Genomic DNA, 26,371 nt, shown 5'->3' on the forward strand with positions numbered 1-26,371 from the left:
CCTGCGGCGCGCGCTGGCTGTGGCCAAGGCCCGCGGCCATGGCGCCGTGATCCTGCTTGGCGATGCGCCCTACTACGCCCGCTTCGGCTTCGCGGCCGCGAAGACCGGCGAATTGTCGCTGCCCGGCGCATTCGAGCGCGACCGGCTGCTCGGGCTTGAGCTGATCGAGGGGGCGCTGGACGGCGCCTGGGGCATGGTTACGCCGACCGGTGCGGCGTTGCCCGAGAGCAAGGCAACCCGGACAAGGTCCCGGACCCGGAAGGCACCGCTCGCCGTGCCGCACGCGGCGTAAGGCGGGCGCCATGGCAGAGCACCTTCCCGCAATCGACGGCGCGCGCCCGCGCTGGCGCGGCCTCGTCACCACGGTCATGCTGATCCTGATCTCGGTCATGATCGTCAGGGACATCCTGATCCGGCGCTGGACCGGCTCGCCGCCGTCGCCGCCGGACGCCACGCAGCAGTCCCACTAACCGCCGGCCGTCAGCCCAGAATCCCAGATCGGAATGCGAGGGGTTGCGCGGGCGGCAAAAATGCCCGTAAACCCCGCGCAACGCCTTTTTCCGTCGAGGTCCAACATGCCCCGCCGCCTGATTTCCACCGGCTCACCCTTCGAGAAGACCGCAGGCTACAGCCGTGCCGTGATCGACGGCGATTTCGCCTTCGTCGCCGGAACCACCGGCTACGACTACACCACGATGACCATGCCTGATGATGTCACGAGCCAGTCACGGAACTGCTTCAAGACCATCGAGGCTGCCCTCAAGGAGGGCGGCTTCACGATGGCCGACATCGTCCGCGCGACCTACTACCTCACCGACGTCAACGACGCGGACGCCCATTTCGCAGTCTGCGGCGAAGTCCTCGGCGACATCCGCCCTGCGGCGACCTTGCTGATCGTGGCCGGGCTCCTGAAGCCCGAGATGAAGGTCGAGATCGAAGTCACCGCAAAGCGACGCAACCCCTGATCCACCCTACCCGCCGCTCGGCGCTCTCCTGGAGAAAATGATGAGCCCCTCCTCGCAGATCTACGCGAAAATCACCGGCCCCATTGTCATGATCGGCTTCGGTTCGATCGGCAAAGGCACGTTGCCGATGATCGAGCGGCATCTCGATTACGACAAGTCGCGCATCACCGTGATCGATCCCAAGGACGAGGGCCGCAAGGCGCATTGCGAGAAGCAGAACGTCAAGTTCATCCAGAAGGCCGTGACCAAGGACAATTATCGCGAGTTGCTGACGCCGCTGCTCACCGAAGGCGGCGGCCAGGGCTTCTGCGTCAATCTCTCGGTCGATACCGGCTCGACCGACATCATGGAGCTCTGCAACGAAGTCGGCGCGCTCTATATCGACACCGTGAACGAGCCCTGGCTCGGCTTCTATTTCGATTCGTCGAAGGGCCCGGAAGCGCGCTCCAACTACGCCCTGCGCGAAGTCACGCTGGCCGCCAAGAAGGCGCGTCCGGCTGGCTCGACGACGGCCGTCTCCTGCTGCGGCGCCAATCCCGGCATGGTCTCCTTCTTCGTCAAGCAGGCGCTGCTCAATGTCGCCGCCGATCTGAAGCTCAATGCCCCCAAGCCGAAGACCAAGGCCGAATGGGCGGACTTGATGCGGCAGGCCGGCATCAAGGGCATCCACATCGCCGAACGCGACACCCAGCGCGCCAAGTCACCGAAAGAGCCCGAAGTCTTCGTCAACACCTGGTCGGTGGAAGGTTTCCTCTCGGAAGGCGTGCAGCCGTCCGAACTCGGCTGGGGTACCCATGAAAAATGGATGCCCGAGAATGCGCATACCCACGAGGCCGGCTGCGGCGCTGCCATCTATCTGATGCAGCCCGGCGCCAACACGCGCGTGCGCACCTGGTGCCCGACCCGCGGCGCGCAGTACGGCTTCCTCGTCACCCACAACGAATCGATCTCGATCGCCGATTACTTCACGGTGCATGACGCTTCGGGCAAGGCGGTCTATCGGCCGACTTGCCACTATGCCTATCATCCGGCCGACGATGCCGTGCTGTCGCTGCATGAAATGTTCGGCCGTGCCGCCAGGATGCAGGAGAAGCACCACATCCTCGACGAGAACGAGATCGTCGACGGCATCGACGAACTCGGCGTGCTGCTATTCGGTCACGACAACAATGCCTACTGGTACGGCTCGCAGCTCTCGATCGAAGAGACCCGCAGGCTCGCGCCCTATCAGAACGCGACCGGCCTGCAGGTGACCTCCGCCGTGCTCGGCGGCATGGTGTGGGCACTGGAGAACCCGAACGAGGGCATCGTCGAAGCCGACGAGATGGACTTCGATCGCCTGCTGGAGATCCAGCTGCCGTATCTCGGCCCGGTGAAGGGTTTCTACACCGACTGGACCCCGCTGACGGATCGTCCGGGTCTGTTCCCGGAAGACATCGACACCAGCGATCCCTGGCAGTTCAAGAATATCCTGGTGCGCTGAGAGGCCTTCCAGGCAAAATCTCGAAAACAACCCCATGCACAGTAGCCGGCGGTGGCCGGCTCTCGTCATTCCGGGCTGGCCCGAAGGGCTAGGCCGGAATGACCGCCGCTCACCTCGCCATGTAGTCGAACGCGACCGAGCCGAGGCCGAGCGTCAGATCCGCCTTGTAGTGCAGTGCCGAGACCACTTCGCGCACCGGCAGGCGGGCGACGTCGCACAGCGCGTGCGGGAACAGGCCGAGCGCGGCAGGGCCGGTCCAGGCTTCCTTCAGCACGATGTCGTCGAGCTGAAAACGCACCAGCTCGCAGATCCGTGGGCTGCCGTCGACATGCGGGATGATCTTCAGGATGAAGTTCGGCGCCTTCATCGCGTTCAGGACCGTCTCGTGCTCGACCTTGCGGTACTTGTAGCCCATGGTGGCGGAAGCGCAGAGCACCGAGCCGTAATGCAGCGAGCCGACCAGCACGTCGCTCTCGACCGCGATCTTCGGCCGCGCCAGCTTCTTCGGAAATCCCCACAGCTCGCGGCCGCCGGCGATCGGGGCCTCGTCGTCGAGATACATGGCGTGGGTGTAGGCCCCTACCTCGCCCTTGAAGCGGACCGGGATCACCTGCCCGGTCTCGGTGTAGTCGCCGAAGCCGGTCGAGTCCGGCATGCGGATGAATTCATACTTCACCACGGGCTCGACGACCTCGAGCGGCTCCGGCACCACGGCCGCGAGGGCTTCGGGGTCGGTCTTGTAGGTGATGATGAAATATTCGCGGTCGAAGAACCGGTACGGCCCCGGCGGAAACGACGGGTTGGTGAGCGGCATCGAATAGGCGGTGCGCCGGACGTCCTCGATCTTCATGGATAGCCCCATCTGTCGTTGGCAAGACGACGGATTATGGCGGGCGGGGATGACGGAGGCGAGACCGTATAATCGGCAGCGTCAGTCAAATGCGCGTCACAATGCACTGACGGAGCGCTTATTTCTTTTCGATCGGCGGCGCGGTCTTCTCGGCGGGCGCTGGCGGCAGCACCGGCTTGGCGCCGGCCTTCTGCGCTTCGTCGTCGGGACGAGCAGGTTGCGGGGCAGGCGTGGTCGGCCGCTCGCCGCCCGGCTTCGATTCGGCAGGTGCCGTCGTCTTCTGCGGCTCCGGCGTCGGAGTCGTCTGCAGCGGCTGGGTCGCCTGCGCCATCTCCTGCGGGGCCGCGTTGATGGCATGCAGCGACAGCACCGCGATCGCGACGCCCGCCGCGACCAATGTCGAGGCGATCAGGATGTCCATCCGCAATCTGGTCCGATCCGCAGCCATCTCGTTCACCCGCGTAGTGTCAGCGAAGTCAACGATCCTGCCACGGCAAGGTTCCTGGGCGCGGCCAGCGGGAACCTCGCGACAGAGCCTTTTTCGTTCCGATTGAATCGGAACGGGGCTTTGGATTTTGTTGTTAACGCGTTTTCGTCACGCGCACCGGTATCCGCTTCGCTCGAAAACGTCCTAATCCGTGGTGCTGATTTCCCATGTCGCGTGCCGCACGCCGGGCTGATGCTGCAGGTCGACGATCACGGCATTCAGCTCGTTGGGTTCGACCGCGGTCGAGACCAGCTCCGCGACGATTTCGAGGAAGTCGTCACCGGCCTCAACCACGTTGACATCAGCGACCGGATAGTTGGCGGCCTCGAGTTTCTCGACCAGGCGGTCGCGCATGTCGGGCAATGCCTCGGGGGTCACCGCGAGCTTGAAGTAGTAGGTCGCCTCCAACGCCTTCTCGTTCAGCGGGATGCGGTTGATAGCGTTGACCAGCGGACGCAGCAGCGTGTTGCCGGCGATCACGAACACGGTCAACGCCGCCGCCTGCGCCACCAGATCCGCGCCAGCGCAGGAGCCGACCGCCGCCGAAGCCCACAGCGTCGCCGCAGTGTTGAGGCCGCGCACGTCCATGCCCTGCTTCATGATGACGCCGGCGCCGAGGAAGCCGATCCCTGACACCACGTAGGCGATCACCCGGACCGCGCCATCGGCGCCGGCCAGATGCATCGCGAGGTCGACGAAGGCGGCCGCCCCGACCGCGACCAGCACGTTGGTGCGCAGGCCCGCGGTGCGCTGCCGGTACTGCCGCTCGGCGCCGATCAGGGTGCCGAGCACGAAGGCTGACGTCAGGCTGACCAGCGTGTCGAGGAAGTCGGCGAGCTGGAATGTCGTGAGAAATCGCATGGCGCTGCCCCGGCGCGTGGGTGTTCTTTTGACGCGCTTTCTTCACGCGAACCGGTACCCACTTCGCTCGAAAACGCTGCCTGTGCAGCGATCTCTTACATTTCCACGATGCCCGCGTCACCATCTTCCGTGCCGAAGGCGAGCAGCGTCCCCTTGGCATTCCACCCCAACGCGGACACCGCCGTACCGGCATTCCGCCGCACCAGGATCTCGGCGCCGTCCTCGAGCCGGACCATCAGCACGGTGCCGTCGGCATAGCCGACCGCCATGATGTCGTTCTTCGGATGGCAGGCGACCACAGCGACCCGCGCCGGCATCGGCGCCAGCATCGCCGGCTCCTTGCCCATCGGCCCGTCCTTACTGGTGAACGGCCAGACGATCACGGTATCGGCGCCCGAGGTCGCGAGCCCCTTGCCGCCGACGCTCCATGACATCGAGCGCACGCGTCCGGGATAGCCGCTCATCCGCATGTGCCTGTTGTCGGCGAGCCGCCAGCCATGCATCGCGGCCTCGTGCATCGCGGTGACCAGAAACTTGTTGTCCGGGCTGAAAGAGACCGCGAGATGCGAGCCGGCCCATTCCAGGAATTCCGGCTTGGCGGCCATGTTGGGAAACCACAAGGTCACGCCGTTGTAATGCGCTATCGCCAGACGCAGGCCTTTCGGCGCGAACGCCAGCCCACCGACGGTCGATGGCACCTCGAAGGTTTTCTCCTCGCCCTTGGGATTGCGCACGAAAGCGGTCTTGGCCGCCGACCACGCCACGGTGCCGTCGCCATGCAGCGCGACATTGTCGATCCAGCGCCGCTTGGCGTCGGTCGCGATGGTGGAGGTCTCGCCCTTGGCGTCGATCGCGATCAGCTTGCCGTCGTCACCACCGGTGACGAGGCGCTTGCCGTCGGAGGCCGCGCAGAGGATGGCGCCGAAATGCGTTTCCTTGCGCGTGATCTCGCCGTCGGCGGTCGCGATCGCGACACTCTCCTCGGCGCCGACGAAGAACGCGCGGTCGCCGAGGAAATGCACCGAGCCCACAGCCGCGCCAAGCGGAAGCCGCTTGACGCGATCGGTGATCGAAACGATGGAAGAAGGGGCCTCGCCCGGATCGAACTCTTTCATCACGTGGTGATGCACTGCTCGAAGCCGTCGCGGATCGCCTGCTCAGGCAGTTCGCGACCGATGAACACGACGCGGCTCTCGCGCTTCTCGCCGTCCTTCCATTTCCGCTGATGGTCGCCCTCCAGCATCATGTGGACGCCCTGGAAGACGTAGCGGTCGTCATCGCCGGTGAAGGCGAGGATGCCCTTCGAGCGCAGGATCTTCTGGCCCTCGGTGGCGACGAGGTTCTGCAGCCAGGGCATGAATTTGGTCGGGTCGAGCGGCTTCTCCGAGCGCAACGACAGCGATTGCATGTCTTCGTCGTGATAGTGCTTCAGGCCGCCATGGCCGTGATCATGGTGATGGTGGTGGTCATGGTCATGGTGATGATGATCGTGGTCATGATCGTGATCGTCGCCGGCCTCGAGGAAATCGGGCTCGATTTCGAGAATACGGTCGAGGTCGAATGCGCCACGCTCCAGCACGTCGGTCAACCCAACCTGGCAGCGCTCAGTGCGATGCAGTTTTGCGTACGGATTGATGCCGCGGATGCGGGCCTCGACCTCGGCGAGCTCGGGCTTGGACACCAGGTCGGTCTTGTTCAGCACGATGACGTCGGCGAACGCGATCTGGTTCTTGGCCTCCGGCGCGTCCTTGAGGCGGTCGCTCAGCCATTTGGCATCGGCGACGGTCACGACTGCATCGAGCCGGGCGTTCTTCTGCACGTCCTCGTCGACGAAGAAGGTCTGCGCGACCGGCGCCGGATCGGCAAGGCCGGTGGTCTCGACGATGATGGCGTCGAACTTGCCCTTGCGCTTCATCAGTCCGTCCATGATGCGGACGAGGTCGCCGCGCACCGTGCAGCAGACGCAGCCATTGTTCATCTCGAACACTTCCTCATCGGCGCCGATGATGAGGTCGTTGTCGATGCCGATCTCGCCGAATTCGTTGACGATGACGGCGTATTTCTTGCCGTGGTTTTCCGACAGGATGCGGTTGAGCAAGGTGGTCTTGCCGGCGCCGAGATAGCCCGTCAGCACGGTCACTGGAATTTTTTGCGAAGCTTCAGCCATAACAACTCCGAAGGAACTCTTTGTTTGAGCATGATCTTATCGGAAAACCGGACCCCACTTTTCCGGATCATGCGAGGCGGCGCTCGACCCGGCAAGGAGGCCCCTGCCCTAGTTGGCGAGCGCGCTGGTCAGGGCCTTTATATTGTGCCTGACCATATCAATGTAAGTGGGTGCATCGCCCTTTTCGGCCGTCAGACTGTCCGAATAGAGGGTCCCGCCGACCCGGGCGCCGGTCTCGGCCGCGATCCGCTGGATCAGGCGGGGATCGCTGATATTTTCGAGAAAAACCGCCGGAATTTTCGCAAGCTTGATCTGAGCGATGATGGCCGCGATATCGCGCGCGCTGGGCTCGGAATCGGTGGAGACCGAGAGCGGCGAGAAGAACGTGACCCCGTAGGCATCGGCGAAATAGCCGAAGGCGCCGTGGGTCGAAATCACCTTGCGCCGCGCCTCCGGTACGCGTCCCACCGCCTCGTGCACCTCGCGGTCGAGCGCCTCGAGCTTGGCCAGATAGGCGTCGGCATTCGCCTTGAAGACGGCTGCCTGATCGGGCGCCACCGCGATCAGCCCGTCGCGAATATTGACGACATAGATCTTCGCATTGGCCACGGATTGCCAGGCATGCGGATCGTCATGGCCGCCCATCTTCCGCGGCATGATCCCCTCGGTTGCCACGGTAACCCGCGCCTTGCTGCCGGAGGCCTGCAGCAGCCGCGGCATCCAGCCCTCGAAGCCGAGGCCGTTGATGACAAGCAGCCTGGCGTCGGCGACCTTCCTGGCATCCGCCGGCGTCGGCGCATAGACATGCGCATCGCTGTCGGGCCCGACCAGCGCCGTCACGTCGACGCTGCTGCCGCCGACATTGCGCACCATGTCGGCAAGGATCGAGAAGCTCACAACGACGTTGATGCGCTCGGCGGCGCACGCCGGTCCGCTCGCCAGCATCAACACCAGACCAATCAAACCGAACAACCGCCCCATCGTCATCATGCCTCGAGATGGCGGCCGGGAAACAGTTGCCGCACCAGGCCGCTGACATTGCCGAACAAGAGCGACACAATATAGAGCCCGGCCGCAACCAGGATGATCGCAGGGCCGGAGGGGATCCGGGTCTGGTACGACAGCAACAGCCCGGCATAGCCCGACAGCATGGCGCTCGCCACCGCGATGCAGATCATGGTGGTGATGTCGCGCGACCAGAACCGCGCAATGCCGGCGGGCAGGATCATCAGCCCGACGCCGAGCAGCGTGCCGAGCGCGTGGAAGCCGTTGACGAGATTGACCACCACCAGCGCGAGGAAGGCAAGATGCGCCGGCGCGCCGGCCCGGCTCACGGTGCGCAGGAACACCGGATCGACACATTCGATCACCAGCGGCCGATAGATCACCGCGAGCACCAGCAGCGTGATGGTGGCGTTGAACGCGATCACCAGCAGGGTCTGGTCGTCCATCGCGAGGATGTTGCCGAACAGCACGTGCAGCAGGTCGATATTGGTACCCTTGATGGACACGATGGTGACGCCGAGTGCGAGCGAGACCAGGTAGAAGGTCGCCAGCGAAGCGTCCTCCTTCAATTCGGTGGTGCGGGCGACTAGGCCCGCGAGCAGCGCCACCGCAAAGCCCGCGATCAGACCGCCGGTGGTCATCGCGAACAGATTGAGGCCCGAGATCAGGAAACCGATCGCGGCGCCCGGCAGGATCGCATGCGCCATGGCGTCGCCGACCAGGCTCATCCGCCGCAGCATCAGGAATACGCCGATCGGCGCGCCGCCGAGCGACAGTGCGATCACGGCCGCCAGCGCGCGGCGCATGAACTCGAATTCGGTGAAGGGCGTGATCAGCGCGTCAATGAGCATGGACGTCAGGCAGCCCTCGAGCGCGGATCGACGGCGCAGGCGCCGGCTGAATCATCGAACGCTTCGCACATCCGCATCGCGACCGTCAGATTCTCCGGGGTCAACGCCTCTGCGGTCGGCCCCCATTCCACCGGGCCGCGCGCCAGCAGCAGCGTTTCCGGGAAATTGTTGCGCACCATGTCGAGGTCGTGCAGCGCCGCCAGCACCGTGCGTCCCTCGCCGTTCCAGCGCTTCACCAGTGCCAGCAAGTCGGCGGTGGTCTTGGCGTCGATGGCGTTGAACGGCTCGTCGAGCACGATCAGGCGGGCGTCCTGCAACAGCACGCGCGCGAACAGCATGCGCTGCATCTGGCCGCCGGACAGCGTGCCGATCGGCCGGTTCTCGAAGCCGTTGAGGCCGACGGCGGCGAGCGCCGCCAAAATCTTGTCGCGCGCGGCCTTGCCGATGCCGCCGAAGAAGCCGGTCGAGCGCCACAGCCCGGTGCCGACGAAATCGAACACCGAGATCGGGAAGGTTCGGTCGATGTCGGCGGATTGCGGCAGATAGGCAATGTCGCGGTGATCGAGCCCGTCGAGATCGATCACGCCCGACAGCGGCTTGAGCACGCCGGCGATGCCGCGCAGCAGGGTCGACTTGCCGGCGCCGTTCGGACCGATCACGGCCAGCAGCGCGCCGGCCTCGACCGCGCCGTTGAGATGATGCACCGCCGGGTGGCGGTCGTAGCCGAGGGTGACGTCGCGGAAGGTGACAAGCGCGCCCATCGGCTTACCTCATCGCCAGCCAGATGACGGCCCACAGGCAGGCCGAGACCGCGAGCGCCGCCGACAGCCGGGCCGGCACCGGCATCCGCAGGATCGACCAGGGCGCGGCCTGGGCCGGATGTGCGTGCGGGGCGTGGCTGTGCCCATGGGGATGGGCGTGGCCGTGATGGTGGTCGTCTTGGGTGTGCGTATGCGCCATAGGGAGACTGTTATATTATAACATAACGGGAGTCTACAAACCGGGAACTCATGGCCGATCCGCAAAACCGGGAGAGATTTGCCCTCGGCCCGTCCCACGTCGTCCTGGCGAAAGCCAGGACCCATGACCACCGCAATTGATTGTGACGGGATCGTCGCCCCAGCGTCGCGCAACGACTGACGTCAGGGGTAATGGGTCCTGGCTTTCGCCAGGACGACGATCAGGACAGTTCTCGCAGTCTACTGGCACACCGGCGCGGTCAGTTTTGGGTCCGCCGGTCTTGCCGACCAATACGCCCGCTGACTGAGTTCCGCTTCGTTCGTCGCGGGAGCACATACGTAGCTCGTCTTGCCAACGCACATCGGCGAACCAATCGAGTAGATGAGGTTGTCGTAGATGCAATAACTGCCGATCCCGGACGGCAGATCGGTCGGCGGCGTTATGGAGCCCCCAAAATAGGGCTGCGATGAAGCGCCCGGCGTCCTGTCTTGTGCCGCGGCAGCATGAAGGGAAATCAAAAGCGTCAGACACGTGACGATGCGTAGCATGGTCCCTCCGGTCAAAGAATGCCGGCGAAGCGTCGGGCGGCTTCCGGCGCGGGAAGCGCACTTGCAGCCGCGACAAAATCGCTAGCAGGCAAATATGACACTCGCTTTGTATCATCACGCCTCCCGCGCATAAGCCTTCAACCTCGCTTCCAGCACGGCAATCACCTGGTCGCGGACCGGATCGCGGGAGCCTTTCAGCCAGGCTGCAGCGAGTGGCAGGCGGCCGGCAGCACTGCCGCGCTTCAGGCGCAGCGGCACAAAGCGGACGCCCGGGATCGCCATCCGCGCGGTCCAGCGCGGCACGATGGCAACGCCGAGCCGTGCCGCGACCATGTTGACGATGGTCTGCTTCTCGTCTGCGATCTCCTGGATGCGCGGCGTCAGCCCGGCCTCGTCGAACAACTTTGTCGTGAGATCATGGCTGTGCGGCCGCGAGCGGCGCTCCGGCACGATCAAGGGCTGATCGGCGATATCGGGCAGCACGATCTGCTTGCGCCGCGCCAGCGCATGCTTGTGCGAGAGCGCCACCACGGCGGTCTCCTGCAGCAGCGCGACGAACTCGATGCGGCGGTCGGGCCGCTCCGGCGGGCGCACGAAGGCGAGGTCGAGCGCGCCGGACAGCAGCTTCGGCAGCAGCCGGATGGTCTTCTCCTCGAGCAGTTGCACGGCAACATCCGGATGGGCGGCGCGGAGATCGCGCAGCAGCGGCGGCAACAGGCCGGCCGCAGCACTGTCGATCGCGCCGATCCGGAAGCGCCGCGCCTGGGGCTTGCGCAACCGCCTGCGAAAACCGTTCTCGATTGCTTCGGCCCGGCCGAGCAGTGCCCGTCCCTCGCGCAGCAGCACGGCGCCGTCTTCGGTCAGGGACACTGCCCGCGTGGTGCGCGCGAACAGCCGCACCCCGAGATCCTCCTCCAGCAGCTTGATGTGGCGGCCGAGCGCCGACGGCATCATCTGCAGGCGCTGCGCGGCGCGGCCGAAATGCAGTTCCTCGGCAGCCGCCACGAAGCAGCGAAGCTGGTGCAGTTCCAAGACGTGGGGTCTCCTTCCGGCCGATGGCTCCGTCTTCGTCATGGCCGGGCTTGTCCCGGCCATCCACGTCTTTCTTATGCGCGGCCAAGACGTGGATGCCCGGGACAAGCCCGGGCATGACGGCCTGTGAGAACCGGGTCCGATTATATCGTTTTTTTGTATAAACCGGCACGGATTGAACCGGAAGGGCACGCCCCTCTAGGCTTCCCGATGGCGCGGCGACATGCGCCGTCCCAACAAACAAGACGAACCCTGAGGAAGCCCATGGAAAGCCAGCTTGGCAGCCGCGTATTGCGCAAGATCACCCTGCGCATCGTGCCGTTCATCATGCTGCTGTACTTCGTGGCCTTCATCGACCGCGTCAATATCGGCTTCGCGTCGCTGACCATGAACAAGGACATCGGCCTGTCGCCGACCGTCTACGGCTTCGGCGCCGGTATCTTCTTCTGGGGCTACTTCCTGTTCGAGGTGCCCTCCAACATCATCCTGCACAAGATCGGCGCGCGGATCTGGATCGCGCGGGTGATGATCACCTGGGGCCTGGTCTCGGCGGCGATGGCGCTGGTGCAGGGTGCGACCAGCTTCTACGTGCTGCGCTTCCTGCTCGGCGCCGCAGAGGCCGGCTTCTTCCCGGGCATCATCCTTTACCTCTCCTACTGGTTCCCGTCGCGGCAGCGCGCCGCCGTCACCGCGCTGTTCATGGCCGCAGCGCCGCTGTCGACCGTGCTCGGCTCGCCGGTCTCCGGCGCGCTGCTGGAGATGGACGGCCTGCTCGGCTTCAAGGGCTGGCAATGGTTGTTCGTGCTGGAGGCCGTGCCCGCCGTGCTGCTCGGCTTCGTCGTGCTGGGCTTCCTGACCGACCGGCCGGAACAGGCCAGATGGCTCGCTGATGACGAGCGCGCCTGGCTGGTCAAGACCATGAAGGCCGAGACCGACGGCAAAGCCGCCACCGCGAGCCACAGCATCTGGCGCGGCCTCGCCGACCCGCGCGTGCTGGCGCTGTCGCTGGTCTATTTCGGTACCTCGGCCGGGCTTTATACGCTCGGGGTGTGGGCGCCGCAGATCATCAAGGCGTTCGGCCTGTCGTCGATCCAGGTCGGCTTCCTCAACGCGGTGCCGGCGACCATCGCGGTGGTCGCGATGGTGTTGTGGGCGCGGCATTCCGACCGCACCGGCGAGCGTACCTGGCACGTGGTGCTGGCCTGCCTGATCGCGGCGGCGGGGCTCGCGCTTGCCGGATTGTGGACCGGGCTTGCCGCCGTGATCGCGGCGCTGACATTGGTCAATATCGGCATCTCCTCCTCGAAGCCGCCGCTGTGGAGCATGCCGACCATGTTCCTGTCCGGCTCGGCCGCCGCGGCCGGGATCGCGACCATCAACTCGATCGGCAATCTCGGCGGCTTCGTCGGGCCCGCGATGATCGGCTGGATCAAGGAACGCACCGGCAGTTTCGACGGCGGTCTTTATTTTGTCGCCGGCCTGCTGGTGCTGTCGGCCGTGCTCACGCTGCTGCTGTCACGCGCGCAGAGCGCTGCGGCGCCGGCCGGCTCACAACCCAATCCCATGCAATCCCGCTAACAACTCATCCGGAGAGAACCCATGCGTACCCATTCCATCGCCGCCATTCCCGCCGACGGCATCGGCCCCGAAGTGATCTCCGCCGGTGTCCGCGTGCTGGAGGCGCTCGCGAAACGCAGCGGCGACATCAGCTTCAACGTCAAGACCTTCGACTGGGGCTCGGACTATTACAAGAAGCACGGCGTGATGATGCCGGCCGACGGGCTCGCCGAATTGAAGAGGTTCGACGCGATCTATTTCGGCGCGGTCGGCGCGCCTGACGTGCCCGATCACATCACGCTGTGGGGCCTTCGCCTGCCGATCTGCCAGGGCTTTGACCAATACGCCAATGTGCGGCCGACAAAAATCCTTCCCGGCGTCGCCTCACCGTTGCGCAATGTCGGCGTCGGCGATCTCGACTGGGTGATCGTGCGCGAGAATTCCGAGGGCGAATATGCCGGCATGGGCGGCCGCGCGCACAAGGGCCTGCCGGAGGAAGTCGGCACCGAAGTCGCGGTATTCACCCGGGTCGGCGTGACGCGGATCATGCGCTACGCGTTCCAGCTCGCGCAGTCGCGGCCGCGCAAATTCCTCACCGTGGTGACCAAGTCGAACGCTCAGCGCCACGGCATGGTGATGTGGGACGAGATCGCCGCCGAAGTGGCGACGGAATTTCCCGACGTGACCTGGGACAAGATGCTGGTCGACGCCATGACGGTGCGGATGACGCTCAATCCGAAGAGCCTCGACACCATCGTCGCCACCAATCTGCACGCCGACATTCTGTCGGATCTCGCCGGTGCGCTGGCCGGCAGCCTCGGCGTGGCGCCGACCGGCAACATCGACCCGCAGCGCCGCTTCCCCTCGATGTTCGAGCCGATCCATGGCTCGGCCTTCGACATCACCGGCAAGGGCATCGCCAACCCGGTGGCGACGTTCTGGACCGGCGCTCAGATGCTGGAGCATCTCGGCGAGAAGGATGCCGCCACGCGCCTGATGGCCGCAGTCGAGAAGGTATGCGCGGCCGGCGTGCTGACGCCCGACGTCGGCGGCAAGGCGACGACGAAGGAAGTGACCGATGCGGTGATCGACGCGATCCATGGATCGAATGTGTGAGGGGCTGTGGACTTCGTATCATTCAGTGATGTGAGCACGCGGTTCGGGCTCCCTCCCCCCTTGCGGGGGAGGGTTGGGGAGAGGGGTACCGCTTGCTCCGCTGCCGATTGAGAAAGCGGACCTGTCCCCCGGCTGTTTCGGCGTCCGTTGATACAATCGAAGCGATGTCTCACATCTGTCTCGGGGCCACCCCTCTCCCCACCCTCTCCCGCAAGGGGAGAGGGAGCCGGAGCGCGGTGCTCACCTCACAGCCGCCAGGGTGCTCACCCTACGGCCGCGCCCCCGCTTCCGCGCAATTGGTCAGCCGCGCCGGCACGCCGACAGCGGTGCAGCCGGCCGGCACATCCGACGTGACAAGCGCGCCGGCGCCGACCTTGGCGAAGTCGCCGATCGAGAGCTTGCCGATCACCGTCGCGCCCGCGCTGAGCAGCACGCCATGACCGATCCTCGGCGCGTGGCGCGGATCATTCTGATGCCGCGCGATGGTGACGTTCTGCAGGATCGTGACCTCGTCGCCAACGGAGGCCAGCGCGCCGATGATGATGCCGGTGCCGTGATCGAGGAAAACCGCCGTTCCGATTTGGGCCGACGGGTGAATGCTGATCTGCAACTGATCCGCCGTAGCACTTTGCATCAGCATCGCAAGATCGGGGCGATCTTGGCGCCACAGCCAGTTCGAGACCCGCCAGGCTTGCAGCGCGACGTAGCCCTTGAAGTTGAGGAGCGGCGCCAGCAGGCCTGATATTGCCGGATCACGGCGCACGATGGCGCTGAGATCAATCGCCGCGGCATCGACCAGCGCGGGCTCGGCCGCGAACGCTTCGCGGGCGGTGCGCACGAACTGCGCGCGATCGGCATCAGTGCGGCAGATAGCCCGGCCGATCAGGAAGGCGAGCGCGCCGCCGAAATCGCCTTGGTCGAGGATGAAGGCAGCCGACGCCTCGACAAATGGATCCGCGACAATGGCCGCTTCCGCCTCGCGCCGGATCGCAAGCCAGAGATCGTCAGAAAGCGCTGTCACAGACCCTGCCATCAACTTCGCCCCGTCGTGCGGACTTGCCGACGATACAGTGGGCATCACCGTTCCAAAATGCAAACCGCCCGCTTGCTTGTCGCAAACGGGCGGCTCAGGGCCATCAGGTTCTATGGGGGCACATCGCCTGAAGGCTCAGTGCTTGCATCGCGTGATCAGCTCTGCGGCGGCTGATCGTTCGGCGGGGTCGGACGCGTCTTGTGCTGGGCCATGAAGGCGTCGAACTCTTCCTTGTCCTTGGCGTGGCGCAGGCGATCGAGGAAGTTCTTGAACTCGACCTGTTCCTCCTCGAGACGACGCAGCGTATCCTGGCGATACTCGTCGAAGGCGCGGTTCCCGCTGGAGGGCGGGCCGAAGCCGCCGAACGGGAAGCCGCGGCGCTCCATCCGGCTCTTCATCCGCTCCATCTTGTCCTGCATGCGCTCCATCTTGTTCGCCCAGCGATCCTGATCGTAGTGACTCCAACAGGCCATTTTTCTGCTCCCGAGTGTGAAAAAGAGAAGGGCGAGGCCGATCGGCCACCAGATCATGAAGCCGAGGATGATCCCGGCGATCTTCAGGGGATGCCAGGGCGTCGCGTAGAAGTGCGGACGGTAGGGCTCTTCGACGGGGCCGCGCCAGCGATTGACATCAGCGGTGTAGGCCATTTCCTTCTCCATCACGGCATCACGCCGTTGTGAATGTAAATAACATTTACATAGGTAGCCCATCCCTTGGGAAAGTCAAGCAGCGCGGATGACGCACCCCTGGGATTATTTTTGGAATATTATTTCGCTTTGCCCCAGGGACCGGATCTGTCGCCCGATGGCTTTTCGTCGGTTGGCGCGGCGCCCGGCCTGCGCTCCGTGGGGAAGCCGAGCCCGCGCAGATAGATCAGCACTTCGGCCTCGAGCAGATCCTCCGGCGACATCGGCAGCTTGCGCCGCGCGGCGTCACCGCGGCCGAACAGCGAGGCGACGCCGTGCGACATCGACCAGATGTGCAGCGCCATCATCATCGCCGGCGGGCGCGGCATGCCGGGCGGCGCCAGCGCCGCGAGCCGCTCGGCTGCGGCGCGGATGATGGCAAAGGCGCGCTCGCTGGCAGCCATCAAGGTCGGATTGGAATCGACCGGCAGGCCGGATTCGAACATCGCGGAATAGAACGCGGGCTCCTCGCGCGCGAAGGCGAGATAGGCCTTGCCGACCCGCTCGAACGCCGTGACGGTGTCCGGCCGGCCGTCGTCCCAAGCCTGCGTCAGCAGCGACTCGAACTGCTCGAAGCCGCGCTGCGCGATGCTGGCGATCAATTCGTCGCGGTCGCGGAAGTGCCGGTACGGTGCGGCGGGGCTGACGCCGGCCATCCGCGCGGCATCGGCGAACGTGAAGCCGGCCGGCCCCTTCTTCGAGATCAGGTCGAGCGCTGCCTGCAGCAACGCCTCTTTGAGATTGCCGTGATGATAGCCGCGCTCGGCGCGGCCTTGGTCCTTGCGCCAGCTCATGTGAACGGCTTTTACATGAGCCGGCGGTAAAGGTCACTAGCGGGGCGATGACGCGTCAATCAAGATTAACGGATCGCTCCCGCTGCGTGCGGGCCCGAAGTCCCGGGGAGCTATCGCACCGGCACTAGCGGCCCGGGCACTAGCGGCCCGGGCACTAGCGGCCCGGGATCGGCAGCACCGGCATGATCTCCACGGCTTCGCCCGGGAAGATCGCAAAGTGCGGGTGATTCTCGAACAGCTTGGCCGCCGCCTCATGCGAGGGCGCGCGCACCACCGTGAAGCCGGTGATCAGATTGGTGATGTCCGCCGTGCCGCCGGCGCCGACCTTCTTGGTCTTGCCGAGCGGTCCGCCCATCTCGACGATCACGTCGTGATGCTTCTCGACCCAGGCGCCCCACGCCGCCATGCCCTGCTGCTCCTTGGCGCGCCGTTCAGCCTCGGGCATCGCGTTCCAGGCTTCCATCCGCGCGCCGGTTTTACCGCCGCCGAGATAGACGGCGAGGAAGGTGTTGCTGCTCATCATGCTTCTCCGTTGTGGTGGTTGGTGGTTCGACGATCGGTTGGTGGCGCGATGCCGCCATGCGGCAGCATCGCCTGTCGTTCAAAACATCAGCGCAGCGCCTTGCCCCAGCCGCCCTGCGGATGCTCGAAGGTGGCGGCCGCCTGTTGCACCTCCTCGGAGAAATCGCTCATCTCCTGCACCTGGCGGATCTCGATCATTTCGTTCGCGGTGGCGGGGCACTTCTTGGCCCATGCGATCGCCTCGGCGCGCGAGGCGACCTCGATCATCCAGAAGCCGCCGATCACCTCCTTGGCCTCGGTGAACGGGCCGTCGATCACGACGGGCTCGCCGGTGTCGAACTTGACGCGCGCGCCTGCAGCCGGCGGATGCAGGCCTTCCAGCGTGATCAGCACGCCGGCGTCCTTGAGCGCCTGATTGTATCGCATCATCGCAGCGACCCGCTCGGGGTCGAGCTCGAGCTTGGCCGGCGCGGACTCGTAGCCGAGCGGAATCATCAGCATCATGAAACGCATTGGTCGGATTTCCCTATCTGTTGACGCACTCGCAATCTTCACCCTCGTCATTCGCGGACGTGTCAGGCCCGGAATCCATGACTTGCGATGGCGGTTATGTATTCCGGGCGCATCGCCTCGGCGATATCGCGGAATGACGTCGGGTGTCATTTCTTGCCTGCCTGCGCGCGCAGGCGCTCTCCCCGCTCGCGCAGCTCCGGCGTCAGCGCCGCGCCGAAATCGTCCGGCGTAAACACCTGACGGATTTCGATCTCGGAGCCGCCGCCGAACGGCGCGCGCTTCATCCAGTCGATCGCTTCATCGAGCGATTTGGTCTCGATCAGCCAGAAGCCCGCGACGAGATCGCTGCTCAGGCCGAACGGTCCGTGCGATACCGTGCCCTGCCCGCCGCCATATTTGATGCGGGCGCCCTTGCTGGTCGGATGCAACCCCTCGCCGGCCTGCATCACGCCGGCCTTGACCATCTCCTCGTTGAACTTGCCCATCGCCGCGAGCAGCTCGGTGCCCGGCATCACACCGGCCTCGGTATCGCTGTTCGCCTTCACGATCACCATGAACTTCATCGTCCTGCTCCGTTGTCTCTCGGCCGATCACAGCACCGGCGCTCGGTTGAAAGACGACGGAGAGTTTGCGCTCCCGACACGACCATTGAAATTATCTTCGACGTCATTGACGCAGGCCCAGCGCTAGTCATCGATCGCCTGATAGGCGAGCGTCCAGAAATCGGAGAACACCGGCGGGGGTTGCGGCGAATCCATCATGCGCTGGGTCAGCAGGATTCCGGTCATCGCTTCGCGCGGGTCGGAATACCAGGAGGTGCCATAGCCGCCGTCCCAGCCGTAGCGGCCCGGCACATCACAGAGATCGTCGCGCGCGGTCACGATCGACAGCCCGAAACCCCAGCCCCGCGTGCCGAGCAAAAACTCGGAGCCGAGTCTTTGTTCCGGCGTGATCTGGTTCGAGGTCATCAGCTCCACCGAGGGACGCGACAGGATGCGCTCGGTGCCGAGCCGCCCGCCATTGAGCATCATCTGCGCGAAGGCGTTGAAATCATCCGCGGTCGATACCAGCCCGGCCCCGCCGTTCTCGAACGCCGGCGGCGCAGCGTATTTGCCGGTCGCGGGCGCGTCGAACACCTTCAACGCGCCGCTCGCAGGATCGCGGGCATAGGCCGTCGCAAACCGCGACAACTTGTGTTGCGGCACATGGAACGCCGTATCCTTCATTCCGAGCGGCTCGAACACGCGTTCCTGCAGGAAGCCGCCGAACGAGATTCCGGTGACGCGCGCGATCAAGACACCGAGGATCAGGCTCCCGGTGTTGTAGAGCCAGCGCTCACCGGGTTGATAGGCCAGCGGCAGCGTGCCGTAGCGACGCAGCAATTCGTCCGGCGGAAACGACGGAAACACCGGCCCGGGCGCGAAGCCCGCATCCGCCAGCGCCATCTGGATCGGATAGCGCGCCGGATAAGCGGGGATCATGCCGAGCCCGAAGCGAAAGGTCAGAAGATCACGCAACGTGATCGCGCGCCTCGCCGGCACCGTGTCGTTGACCTCGGCGTCGATGCTGCGCAGCACCTTGCGATCGGCGAGCTCCGGCAGCCAGCGATCGAGGGGATCGTCGAGCCTGAGCCGGCATTCCTCGACCAGGATCATCGCGGCGACCGCCGTCACCGGCTTGGTCATCGAGGCGATCCGGAAGATGGTATCGCGCTGCATCGGCGGGCCATCCACCGCCATGCGTCCGATCACATCGGCATGAATCTCGCCGCGACGGCTGACGAGCGCCACGAGGCCAGGCACGTCGCCATCTTCGATGTGGCGCGCCAGCACGTCATGCATGCGTCCGAGCCGCGCCTGCGACAGGCCGCCATTGTCACTTGCTATGGGCATTTGCCAGCCTTCCTTCGTCAAAATTCGAAGCTCGCCGAAGACGATGATCGAGCGAGCGACATCATCACGGCTGTTATCGCTCCTGCCGGACCAGTTCGCCGTCCTGATGCGACGGACCGAAATAGACGTCGATCCGCGACACCTTGTCGCCGTCGAACACGAAGAACTCGGTGTTGCGAAAGCTCCTGCCGTCGCGGGCGACGCAGCGATAGGTGACGAAGGCCTCGGCGCCGTCGACCATGATGCGCTCGATCTCGTGACGGCCGATCCAGCCAGGGTCGCGCCAGCACTCGGCGAAATAGCGCGGCTTGTCGATGTTCTCGCCATAGGGCGTCGAGAAGCGGAAATCCTCCGCGAACGCCGCTTCCACGCCCGCGCGGTCATTGGCGAGATAGGCGGCGAAGAGCGAGCGGATGATCTCCGCCCTGTTGCCAGCTGCAGCCATGTCGTCTCCACGTCATTCGCCCGGGCACCGGAGCGCGAAGTGCTCCAGAACCCGGGCTTCAGGGAGATGACGAATGGGACGGCGCGAAAGCGACAGCGCACCGCGATTTATTTTTCGGAACCGAACCGGTGATCAGGTTCCATCTCGGTCCAGCTTTCCTGGTTCAGCCTTTCGAGGTTCAGCTTTCCTGGGGGAACATGCCGAAATAGGGCTCGGCTTCCTTCAGGACGCGCGCAAAGGACGGGCGCACCTTCAGCCGCTCGAGATAGGCAGCCAGATGCCGGTGGCCCTCTCCGATCGGCTCGACCTTGTTGCCGTAGAACAGCGCCGGCGCGGCTGCACAATCGGCCAGCGAGAATTGCTCGCCCATCATCCAGCCGCCGCGCGCGAGTTGCCGATCCCGGATCAGCAATTGCTGATCCAGGATCGCATAGGAGCTGCGGAGCTCCGCCCGCGCCACGGCGACGCCATGCGGATCCCTGCGATCCGCAGGCCGCAGCCGGTCGCCGACGATCTTCTGGGTCGGCAGATGGACGTAGAGATCAACGAAGCGGTCGCGCAGCCGGGTCTGCAGCGCGAGCTCCGGATCGTCCGGGATCAGCCTGACGATGCCGGGATAGTGCCGGTCGAGATACTCGATGACGATGCTCGATTCAGGCACCGTCTCGCCGCGCGTCTCGTCGCGGAGCAAGGGAAAGCGGCCGATGGGCGACAGCGCGAGCAGCGCCGCCCGCTCGGCGGGATCGCCGAGATTGACCATGTTCGGCGTGAATGTTGCGCCGTTCTCGTAAAGTGCGACCAGCGCCTTCCAGCAGAACGAGGACAGCGGGTGGTAATGCAGGGTCAGCGACATCAGAACTCCATCATGGAACCAGTACCCGCAGGACGAACCGGCGACCGCCTTGCCGACATCTCGGCTGCGATTTTTTTCTGGCACCGGGTGCGAGGAGGAAACATCGGCGCAACGCGCACGCGTCGTGCACGCGAATCAGAGCGCTGGATTGATCCGTGAAGCGATCAACAATATCAGGCTTCGTAATAGGCCTATCAGCGCTGGTAAAGTGCACGCGCTGCGACGCTGCGCATCGGGTCAGGTTGCCGTCGATTTTTCACCCGTAAGATTACGGTGAACATCGCATTCCGACTATGGATGATAACGTGCATACCGAAAAAATGCTCCGCAAGTTGAGATAGATGCATGCGTGCATCAACGCCTTATGCAGTTCGTGCCAGGCTCACACGGACCACAGGCTTTACCGATGCTAAACGGCTCGCTGCAACCTTTCCGTGAGTTGCAGTGATCCGCTTTTCCCCATCCCGTTTCATTTTCGAAACTTCACGGAGCCCTGATGTTCAGTTTCAGCAACAAGGCCAAGATCGAGAACGCGCTGGCGCAAGCCGCAGCGATCGGCAAGTCGCAGGCAGTGATCGAGTTCAAGCTCGACGGCACCATCGTCGACGCCAACGAGAATTTCCTGAACGCAATGGGCTACTCGCTCGACGAGATCAGGGGCAAGCACCACAGCATGTTCGTCGACGCCGCCACGCGCGACAGCCACGAGTATCGCGCGTTCTGGGCGAACCTGAACCGCGGCGAATTCCAGGCCGCGCAGTACCGGCGCGTTGCCAAGGGCGGTCGCGAGATCTGGATCCAGGCCTCCTACAACCCGATCATGGACAAGAACGGCAAGCCGGTCGGCGTCGTCAAATTCGCCACCGACATCACCGCGCAGAAGATCCACAGCATGGAAGACTCCGGCAAGGTCGACGCGATCGGCCGGGCGCAGGCGGTGATCGAGTTCAACATGGACGGCACCATCGTCAACGCCAACGAGAACTTCCTCGGGGCGATGGGCTACTCCCTCGCCGAGATCCAGGGCAAGCATCACAGCATGTTCATGCCGCCGGCCGACCGCGATAGCCCGGCCTATCGCGATTTCTGGGCCCGGCTGAACCGCGGCGAGTTCGCGACCGGCGAGTTCAAGCGGCTCGCCAAGGGCGGCAAGGAGATCTGGATCCTCGCCAGCTACAACCCGATCCTCGACGACCGCGGCAAGCCGTTCAAGGTCGTCAAGTTCGCGACCGACGTCACGCAGCAGAAGCTGAAGGCCGCCGACAATGACGGCCAGATCGACGCGATCGGCAAGTCGCAAGCCGTGATCGAGTTCAACATGGACGGCACGATCCGCACCGCGAATCCGAACTTCCTCGCCGCGATGGGCTATTCGCTGGCCGAAATCCAGGGCAAGCATCACAGCATGTTCGTCGAACCGGTCGAGGCGAGCTCGACGGGCTACCGTGAGTTCTGGGGGGCGCTGAACCGCGGCGAATTCCAGGCCGCCGAATACAAGCGCATCGCCAAGGGCGGCCGCGAGATCTGGATCCAGGCCTCCTACAACCCGATCCTCGATCTCAACGCCAAGCCTTACAAGGTGGTGAAATACGCCACCGACATCACCGCGCAGGCGATCGGCCGTAAGAAGGCCGACAGCGCGCGCGGCCTGATCGAGGCGGTCGCCGCCGGCAGCGAGGAGATGAGCGCCTCGATCCGCGAGATCTCGGAGACCATGACCAAGTCGAAGCAGAACGCCGCGGTCGCCACCGGTCGCGTCGAGGCCGCCGACGGCCAGGCGCAGAAGCTCAACGCCGCAGCGCAGGCGATGAGCGGCATCGTCGAGATGATCTCGAGCATCACCGGGCAGATCAATCTGCTCGCGCTCAACGCCACGATCGAATCGGCACGCGCGGGCGAAGCCGGCCGCGGCTTCGCGGTGGTGGCCTCCGAGGTGAAGAGCCTCGCCAACCAGGCCAAGCAGGCGACCGACACGATCTCCTCGGAGATCGATGCGTTGAACTCGATTGCCACCGAGGTCGTCACGTCGCTGTCCGAGATCAAGGCCGCGATCGCCGGCGTCAACGAGTACATCACCTCCACCGCCGCTGCGGTCGAGGAGCAGAGCATCGTGACGCAGGACATGTCGACCAATATGCAGCGCGCCTCCGCCGAACTCGCAGCGTAGGCAGCGGTGCGATCCTCGAAGGATGAACGGCCCGGGCTGGGGGCCGTGCATCCTTCGAGACGCGCCTTCCTCTCCGGTTGATCAGCGTGACGTAGCTGTCGCTCCCGCCTCATTGCGAACGAAGCGAAGCAATCCACCTCGCCGCACGGGGAGAGATGGATCGCTTCGTCGCTATCGCTCCTCGCAATGACGGCGAGGCAAGATAAGCGCCTCTGAGGTTGACACGTCGGAGTAAAGGTCGCAGACGGTCGGGGCTTCCTGCCCGAACCGATGGACCGCCCGATGACTCCCTCTGCACAAAAAGTCGCACTCGTGACCGGCGCCGCGCGCGGCATCGGGCTTGCCGCCGCGAAACGCTTTCTCGCTGACGGCTGGCGCGTCGCACTGCTCGACATCGAAGGTGAGTTGCTGCACGCCGCGGTCGCAGCATTGAGGCAGCCCGACGACACGCTGGCGCTGACCTGCGACGTATCGGACGCCGCCGGCGTGGCTAAGGCGGTGGCGGCGATCACGAGCCGCTTCGGCCGGCTCGACGCGTTGGTCAACAACGCCGGCACGGCGGTGTTCGCGCCGGTGCTGGAAACCTCCGACGCCGACTGGAGCCGGATCATGGCGGTCAACCTCACCGGCCCGTTCCTGTGCACCAAGGCGGCCGCGCCTCTGATGCGCGAGCATGGCGGCTCGATCGTCAACATCACCTCGATCTCGGCGGTGCGCGCCTCGACGCTGCGCTCGGCCTACGGCACCAGCAAGGCCGGCCTTGCGCATCTCACCAAGCAGCTCGCGGTCGAGCTCGCCTCGCTCGGCATCCGCGTCAACGGCGTGGCGCCCGGTCCGGTCGAGACCGCGATGGCCAAGGCTGTCCACACGCCGGAGATCCGTGCCGACTATCACGACGCCATCCCGCTCAACCGCTACGGGCTGGAGGAGGAGCTGGCGGAAGCGATCTTCTTCCTGTGCTCGGATCGCGCCAGCTACATCACCGGACAGATCCTCGCCGTCGACGGCGGCTTCGACGCCGCCGGCATCGGCCTGCCGACATTGCGCGGCCAACGGCGGAAATGGTAGTTCATTCTACCACCGTCATGCTGAGGAGCGTGCTCTTGCGCGCGTCTCGAAGGATGAACGGCCAGGCTGGTGGCCGTGCATCCTTCGAGGCTTGCTCTGCTCGCACCTCAGGATGACGGGCAAATTGCGGTGAGAAAATCTAGCGCCCATTCACCGCGACAACGCGCCAGGCATTCGGCAGCCGATCGATCCGCGTCAGCGACAGCGGATCGATGACGAAGCGCAGCGCAAGGTCCGGCGCAAGCTCGAGTGCGATGGCAAGCACCGCGCGGATGGTACCGGAGTGCACGACCAGCACGACGTCGCCGGCCGGCAGGCGCGCAAGCCCGGTCCGTGCGCGCGCGATCTGGTCGGCAAAGCTTTCGCCGCCCGGCGGCTTGTTGGTGCCCGGCGCATTCCAGAACGCGCGATAGGCCGCGGCGCCGAGTTCGGCTTCGATCTCGTCGTGGCGACGGCCGGTCCAGTCGCCGAAATCCTGCTCGCGAAACGCGTCATCCTCCGTTGCGGTGAGACCGAGCCGCGCCGCGGTCTCGCGGGTGCGCCGCGCCGGACTGCAAACAGCATAAGTCGCGCGCGGCAGCTTCGCCTGCAAGGCTGCGAATGCGACGGCACCGCTGAGGTCCGCAGGCGCATCCGGCGCATGGATCACACCGCGCGGCCCGTCGACCGGCGCGTGGCGGATCAGCCAGAGATGCGTCTCGCGGTCCGTCGCTGCAGGAGCCCTTCCTTCCTGATCAGGGCGTGTACTCATAGACAGTTGACGCCTGATTTATCGGGTAAGGCGGATACGCGTTAGCGTGCACGGCACGAGCCGGCCCTCCTCCATTATCACGAGACCTCAAGGGCGCTATCATCCGGCCATTTTTTGGACAAGACTGACGGGAGTGCTGGGGGCTGATCGACCCTAACCGATAATCGAGTCGGCACGCTTGGAGGACATTGGATGGAAAGGGAAGCGTCAATGAACTCCGCCCCCACCCCGAACCCGGTCGAATCGAACGACGGCCAGACCACACCCGCCGACGAGAAACTCGCCGAAACCCACAGGCAGATCACGCGCGCCAATGAAGAGCTCACGCGTTTGAGCGAACAGCTTGCAAGAATGGAGCGCGATGCCGCGTCTCCAGCTCCGCCGCAACCTGCCCCGCCTGCGGCCGGACCCACCCCTGCTGCTTCTGGACCTGGCCCGACCTCTTCCGCACCTCGCTCGCGATCGCCGCGCCGAATGCCGAGGCTCCGAGTTCTCGCCGGCCTGTTGCTGGCATGTATTGTTGTCGCTGCTCTGGCTTTGCAGTCGTCGTATGGTGGGCGAGCCAGACAGGTTGTCGCCCGTTGGGTGCCTCAGCTCGTTTCAACTCCATCATTGCCGCCCGACAATCCGCCGCTTGCGGCGCAGCCCGCTCCACCCACCGTTCAGGCCGCAGCGGCAGACGCCGCTCCGCCCCAAGCGATGCCCCAGGTTCAGGCCGCACCGCCGCAGGACGCCGCGCCGACGGCCAATACGGCTCTTCCCGAGCAGACCCAGCTGCTGCAAACGATCGCCCGCAACCTCCAAAATGTGGAGCAAAGTATCGAGCAGCTCAAGGTGGACCAGCAACAGATGGCCCGCGCGAGCTCCAAAGCCATTGATGAACTCAAGGCGAGCCAGGACGAAATGAAACGGGCGCTCGCGAAAGTCTCCGAGCAGAAGCCGTTGCCGCTTCCGACGCCCCTGCCGACTCCGAGCGTGCGCAAGCCCGAGCGGACGTCTCAGCCCCCGTATGCAAGAGCGCGGCCTCCAATGCCCAGGGAGTGGCTCTACGACGATTGGTGACGGTCGATGCAATGCTCATCGATGTTGCGTCCCGCAACAACGCCACGATCGGCGCGGCTTCCGGTTCTGGCCCATGGCTGAGTTTCGCGCCGGCTCTTGTATGGGATCGCGTCATCTTCACGCGAGCCGGTATCCACTTCGCTCGAAATGCTCTAACCGAACCGCGCCGCGAGCAGCACCAGGATCGCGGTCTCTGCGACCTGTTCTGTGCCGCCAAGCACGTCGCCGGTCTGGCCGCCGATCTGCCGCCTGGCGAGTTGCGCCATGACCAATGCGCTCGCGATCGCCGCGATCGCCGCCAGCAGCGCGCTGCTGAAGGGCAGAGCGAGGATTGTGATCACCAGCGCGATGCCGGCCGCGACCACCGCAATCGTGCCGTCAGGCCGGCCGGCATTGGCCGCGAGCCCATCCTTGCGTGCGTAGGGCAGACTGATCGCAATCCACGGCAGCACGCCGCGGCCGAGCGCATGCGCCGCGATCAGGCCCTGTACCACCATGTCATTGGGAAGCGAGGCCAGCGCCGCCAGCTTGGTGGCAAAGCTCACTACCAGCGCCAGCGCGCCATAAGTGCCGAGCCGGCTGTCGCGCATGATCTCGAGCTTGGCCGCAGGATCGCGGCCGCCGCCGAACCCGTCGGCGACATCGGCGAGCCCATCCTCATGCAGCGCGCCGGTCAGGAGCGCGCCGCCGCCAAGCGCAAGCG

At 65.0% G+C, this 26,371-nt stretch carries 30 protein-coding genes and 1 pseudogene; 9 read left to right on the plus strand and 22 right to left on the minus strand.

All coding sequences use genetic code 11. From position 1 onward, the window contains the following. The 4 genes and pseudogenes from H8A92_RS29070 to H8A92_RS29085 form a co-directional block, all read left to right on the plus strand. Positions 1-292 (plus strand): annotated as a pseudogene (locus tag H8A92_RS29070) (GNAT family N-acetyltransferase); the annotation flags it as partial. Positions 293-302: 10 nt separating this feature from the next. Then, positions 303-470, plus strand: a complete 168-nt coding sequence (locus H8A92_RS29075; protein WP_229198942.1) for a hypothetical protein — start codon at positions 303-305, stop codon at positions 468-470. 105 nt (positions 471-575) lie between these two features. Continuing rightward, positions 576-965, plus strand: coding sequence for a RidA family protein (locus H8A92_RS29080; RefSeq protein ID WP_229187895.1), 390 nt, complete (start codon positions 576-578; stop codon positions 963-965). Positions 966-1,005: 40 nt separating this feature from the next. Next, entirely contained in the window at positions 1,006-2,448 is a 1,443-nt protein-coding gene (locus H8A92_RS29085) for a homospermidine synthase (protein ID WP_229198943.1), read from the plus strand. 109 nt (positions 2,449-2,557) lie between these two features. Here the strand turns inward: H8A92_RS29085 and H8A92_RS29090 are convergent, their stop codons facing one another. The 11 genes from H8A92_RS29090 to H8A92_RS29140 form a co-directional block, all read right to left on the minus strand. After that, positions 2,558-3,298, minus strand: a complete 741-nt coding sequence (locus H8A92_RS29090; protein ID WP_229198944.1) for an acetoacetate decarboxylase — start codon at positions 3,296-3,298, stop codon at positions 2,558-2,560. A 118-nt stretch (positions 3,299-3,416) separates the two neighbouring features. Continuing rightward, positions 3,417-3,746 (minus strand): hypothetical protein, encoded by a 330-nt coding sequence (locus H8A92_RS29095; RefSeq protein ID WP_229198945.1) that lies wholly within the window; start codon positions 3,744-3,746, stop codon positions 3,417-3,419. A gap of 183 nt (positions 3,747-3,929) precedes the next feature. Then, entirely contained in the window at positions 3,930-4,646 is a 717-nt protein-coding gene (locus H8A92_RS29100; RefSeq protein WP_163157346.1) for an MgtC/SapB family protein, read from the minus strand. A 95-nt stretch (positions 4,647-4,741) separates the two neighbouring features. Beyond that, entirely contained in the window at positions 4,742-5,761 is a 1,020-nt protein-coding gene (locus H8A92_RS29105; RefSeq protein ID WP_229198946.1) for a WD40 repeat domain-containing protein, read from the minus strand. Further along, a complete protein-coding gene (locus H8A92_RS29110) occupies positions 5,761-6,813 on the minus strand; it encodes a CobW family GTP-binding protein (RefSeq protein WP_229198947.1) in 1,053 nt (350 codons plus the stop codon). Before H8A92_RS29110 ends, H8A92_RS29105 begins: the two co-directional genes overlap by 1 nt. A gap of 108 nt (positions 6,814-6,921) precedes the next feature. Beyond that, positions 6,922-7,794: a metal ABC transporter substrate-binding protein gene (locus H8A92_RS29115; protein ID WP_229198948.1), complete on the minus strand. Its 873-nt coding sequence runs from the start codon at positions 7,792-7,794 to the stop codon at positions 6,922-6,924. A 5-nt stretch (positions 7,795-7,799) separates the two neighbouring features. Beyond that, positions 7,800-8,669: a metal ABC transporter permease gene (locus H8A92_RS29120; RefSeq protein WP_229198949.1), complete on the minus strand. Its 870-nt coding sequence runs from the start codon at positions 8,667-8,669 to the stop codon at positions 7,800-7,802. A gap of 5 nt (positions 8,670-8,674) precedes the next feature. After that, complete coding sequence (locus H8A92_RS29125) at positions 8,675-9,430, minus strand: metal ABC transporter ATP-binding protein (RefSeq protein WP_229198950.1); 756 nt, start codon at positions 9,428-9,430, stop codon at positions 8,675-8,677. Positions 9,431-9,434: 4 nt separating this feature from the next. Next, positions 9,435-9,629, minus strand: coding sequence for a hypothetical protein (locus tag H8A92_RS29130; RefSeq protein WP_229198951.1), 195 nt, complete (start codon positions 9,627-9,629; stop codon positions 9,435-9,437). A 239-nt stretch (positions 9,630-9,868) separates the two neighbouring features. Next, entirely contained in the window at positions 9,869-10,177 is a 309-nt protein-coding gene (locus H8A92_RS29135; RefSeq protein ID WP_229198952.1) for a hypothetical protein, read from the minus strand. A gap of 114 nt (positions 10,178-10,291) precedes the next feature. Then, entirely contained in the window at positions 10,292-11,209 is a 918-nt protein-coding gene (locus H8A92_RS29140; RefSeq protein ID WP_229198953.1) for a LysR family transcriptional regulator, read from the minus strand. A gap of 264 nt (positions 11,210-11,473) precedes the next feature. Between H8A92_RS29140 and H8A92_RS29145 the strand changes: the two genes are divergently transcribed. Further along, positions 11,474-12,787, plus strand: a complete 1,314-nt coding sequence (locus H8A92_RS29145) for an MFS transporter (RefSeq protein ID WP_229198954.1) — start codon at positions 11,474-11,476, stop codon at positions 12,785-12,787. Between the two features lie 21 nt (positions 12,788-12,808). Beyond that, positions 12,809-13,882: a tartrate dehydrogenase gene (locus tag H8A92_RS29150; protein WP_229198955.1), complete on the plus strand. Its 1,074-nt coding sequence runs from the start codon at positions 12,809-12,811 to the stop codon at positions 13,880-13,882. Between the two features lie 268 nt (positions 13,883-14,150). Here H8A92_RS29150 and H8A92_RS29155 read toward each other — a convergent pair whose 3' ends face one another. The 9 genes from H8A92_RS29155 to H8A92_RS29195 all read right to left on the minus strand — a co-directional run bounded on the left by H8A92_RS29155 (position 14,151) and on the right by H8A92_RS29195 (position 20,620). Further along, entirely contained in the window at positions 14,151-14,915 is a 765-nt protein-coding gene (locus H8A92_RS29155; RefSeq protein WP_229198956.1) for a serine acetyltransferase domain-containing protein, read from the minus strand. Between the two features lie 155 nt (positions 14,916-15,070). Further along, the gene (locus tag H8A92_RS29160) at positions 15,071-15,562 is read right to left on the minus strand and encodes a DUF2852 domain-containing protein (RefSeq protein WP_097676724.1); all 492 of its coding nucleotides are present in this window, start codon (positions 15,560-15,562) and stop codon (positions 15,071-15,073) included. A gap of 119 nt (positions 15,563-15,681) precedes the next feature. Beyond that, positions 15,682-16,395, minus strand: coding sequence for a TetR/AcrR family transcriptional regulator (locus tag H8A92_RS29165; protein WP_229198957.1), 714 nt, complete (start codon positions 16,393-16,395; stop codon positions 15,682-15,684). Positions 16,396-16,549: 154 nt separating this feature from the next. Beyond that, positions 16,550-16,915 carry a YciI family protein gene (locus tag H8A92_RS29170; protein WP_163157322.1) on the minus strand — a complete coding sequence of 122 codons (366 nt, stop codon included), beginning with the start codon at positions 16,913-16,915 and terminating at the stop codon, positions 16,550-16,552. A gap of 89 nt (positions 16,916-17,004) precedes the next feature. Next, positions 17,005-17,430: a YciI family protein gene (locus tag H8A92_RS29175; RefSeq protein ID WP_163157320.1), complete on the minus strand. Its 426-nt coding sequence runs from the start codon at positions 17,428-17,430 to the stop codon at positions 17,005-17,007. A 146-nt stretch (positions 17,431-17,576) separates the two neighbouring features. After that, a complete protein-coding gene (locus H8A92_RS29180; protein WP_229198958.1) occupies positions 17,577-17,993 on the minus strand; it encodes a YciI family protein in 417 nt (138 codons plus the stop codon). Positions 17,994-18,116: 123 nt separating this feature from the next. Beyond that, positions 18,117-19,322, minus strand: a complete 1,206-nt coding sequence (locus H8A92_RS29185) for a serine hydrolase domain-containing protein (protein WP_229198959.1) — start codon at positions 19,320-19,322, stop codon at positions 18,117-18,119. A 73-nt stretch (positions 19,323-19,395) separates the two neighbouring features. After that, the gene (locus H8A92_RS29190; RefSeq protein ID WP_229198960.1) at positions 19,396-19,767 is read right to left on the minus strand and encodes a nuclear transport factor 2 family protein; all 372 of its coding nucleotides are present in this window, start codon (positions 19,765-19,767) and stop codon (positions 19,396-19,398) included. 178 nt (positions 19,768-19,945) lie between these two features. Further along, complete coding sequence (locus H8A92_RS29195) at positions 19,946-20,620, minus strand: glutathione S-transferase family protein (RefSeq protein WP_229198961.1); 675 nt, start codon at positions 20,618-20,620, stop codon at positions 19,946-19,948. A gap of 496 nt (positions 20,621-21,116) precedes the next feature. Between H8A92_RS29195 and H8A92_RS29200 the strand changes: the two genes are divergently transcribed. Together H8A92_RS29200 and H8A92_RS29205 are read left to right on the plus strand one after the other, a co-directional pair. Then, positions 21,117-22,787, plus strand: coding sequence for a methyl-accepting chemotaxis protein (locus H8A92_RS29200; protein WP_229198962.1), 1,671 nt, complete (start codon positions 21,117-21,119; stop codon positions 22,785-22,787). Between the two features lie 282 nt (positions 22,788-23,069). After that, positions 23,070-23,855, plus strand: a complete 786-nt coding sequence (locus H8A92_RS29205; RefSeq protein ID WP_229198963.1) for an SDR family NAD(P)-dependent oxidoreductase — start codon at positions 23,070-23,072, stop codon at positions 23,853-23,855. Between the two features lie 139 nt (positions 23,856-23,994). On the opposite strand, the gene H8A92_RS29210 is transcribed toward H8A92_RS29205, so the two are convergent. After that, positions 23,995-24,606: a histidine phosphatase family protein gene (locus H8A92_RS29210; RefSeq protein WP_229198964.1), complete on the minus strand. Its 612-nt coding sequence runs from the start codon at positions 24,604-24,606 to the stop codon at positions 23,995-23,997. A gap of 210 nt (positions 24,607-24,816) precedes the next feature. On the opposite strand from H8A92_RS29210, the gene H8A92_RS29215 reads away from it, so the two are divergent. After that, complete coding sequence (locus tag H8A92_RS29215; protein ID WP_229198965.1) at positions 24,817-25,668, plus strand: SH3 domain-containing protein; 852 nt, start codon at positions 24,817-24,819, stop codon at positions 25,666-25,668. 152 nt (positions 25,669-25,820) lie between these two features. Here the strand turns inward: H8A92_RS29215 and H8A92_RS29220 are convergent. Further along, positions 25,821-26,371: adenosylcobinamide-GDP ribazoletransferase (locus tag H8A92_RS29220; RefSeq protein ID WP_229198966.1), on the minus strand; the 551-nt coding region annotated here is incomplete at its 5' end.

Origin of the sequence: Bradyrhizobium acaciae, assembly GCF_020889785.1 — a bacterium.
GTDB lineage: Bacteria > Pseudomonadota > Alphaproteobacteria > Rhizobiales > Xanthobacteraceae > Bradyrhizobium > Bradyrhizobium acaciae.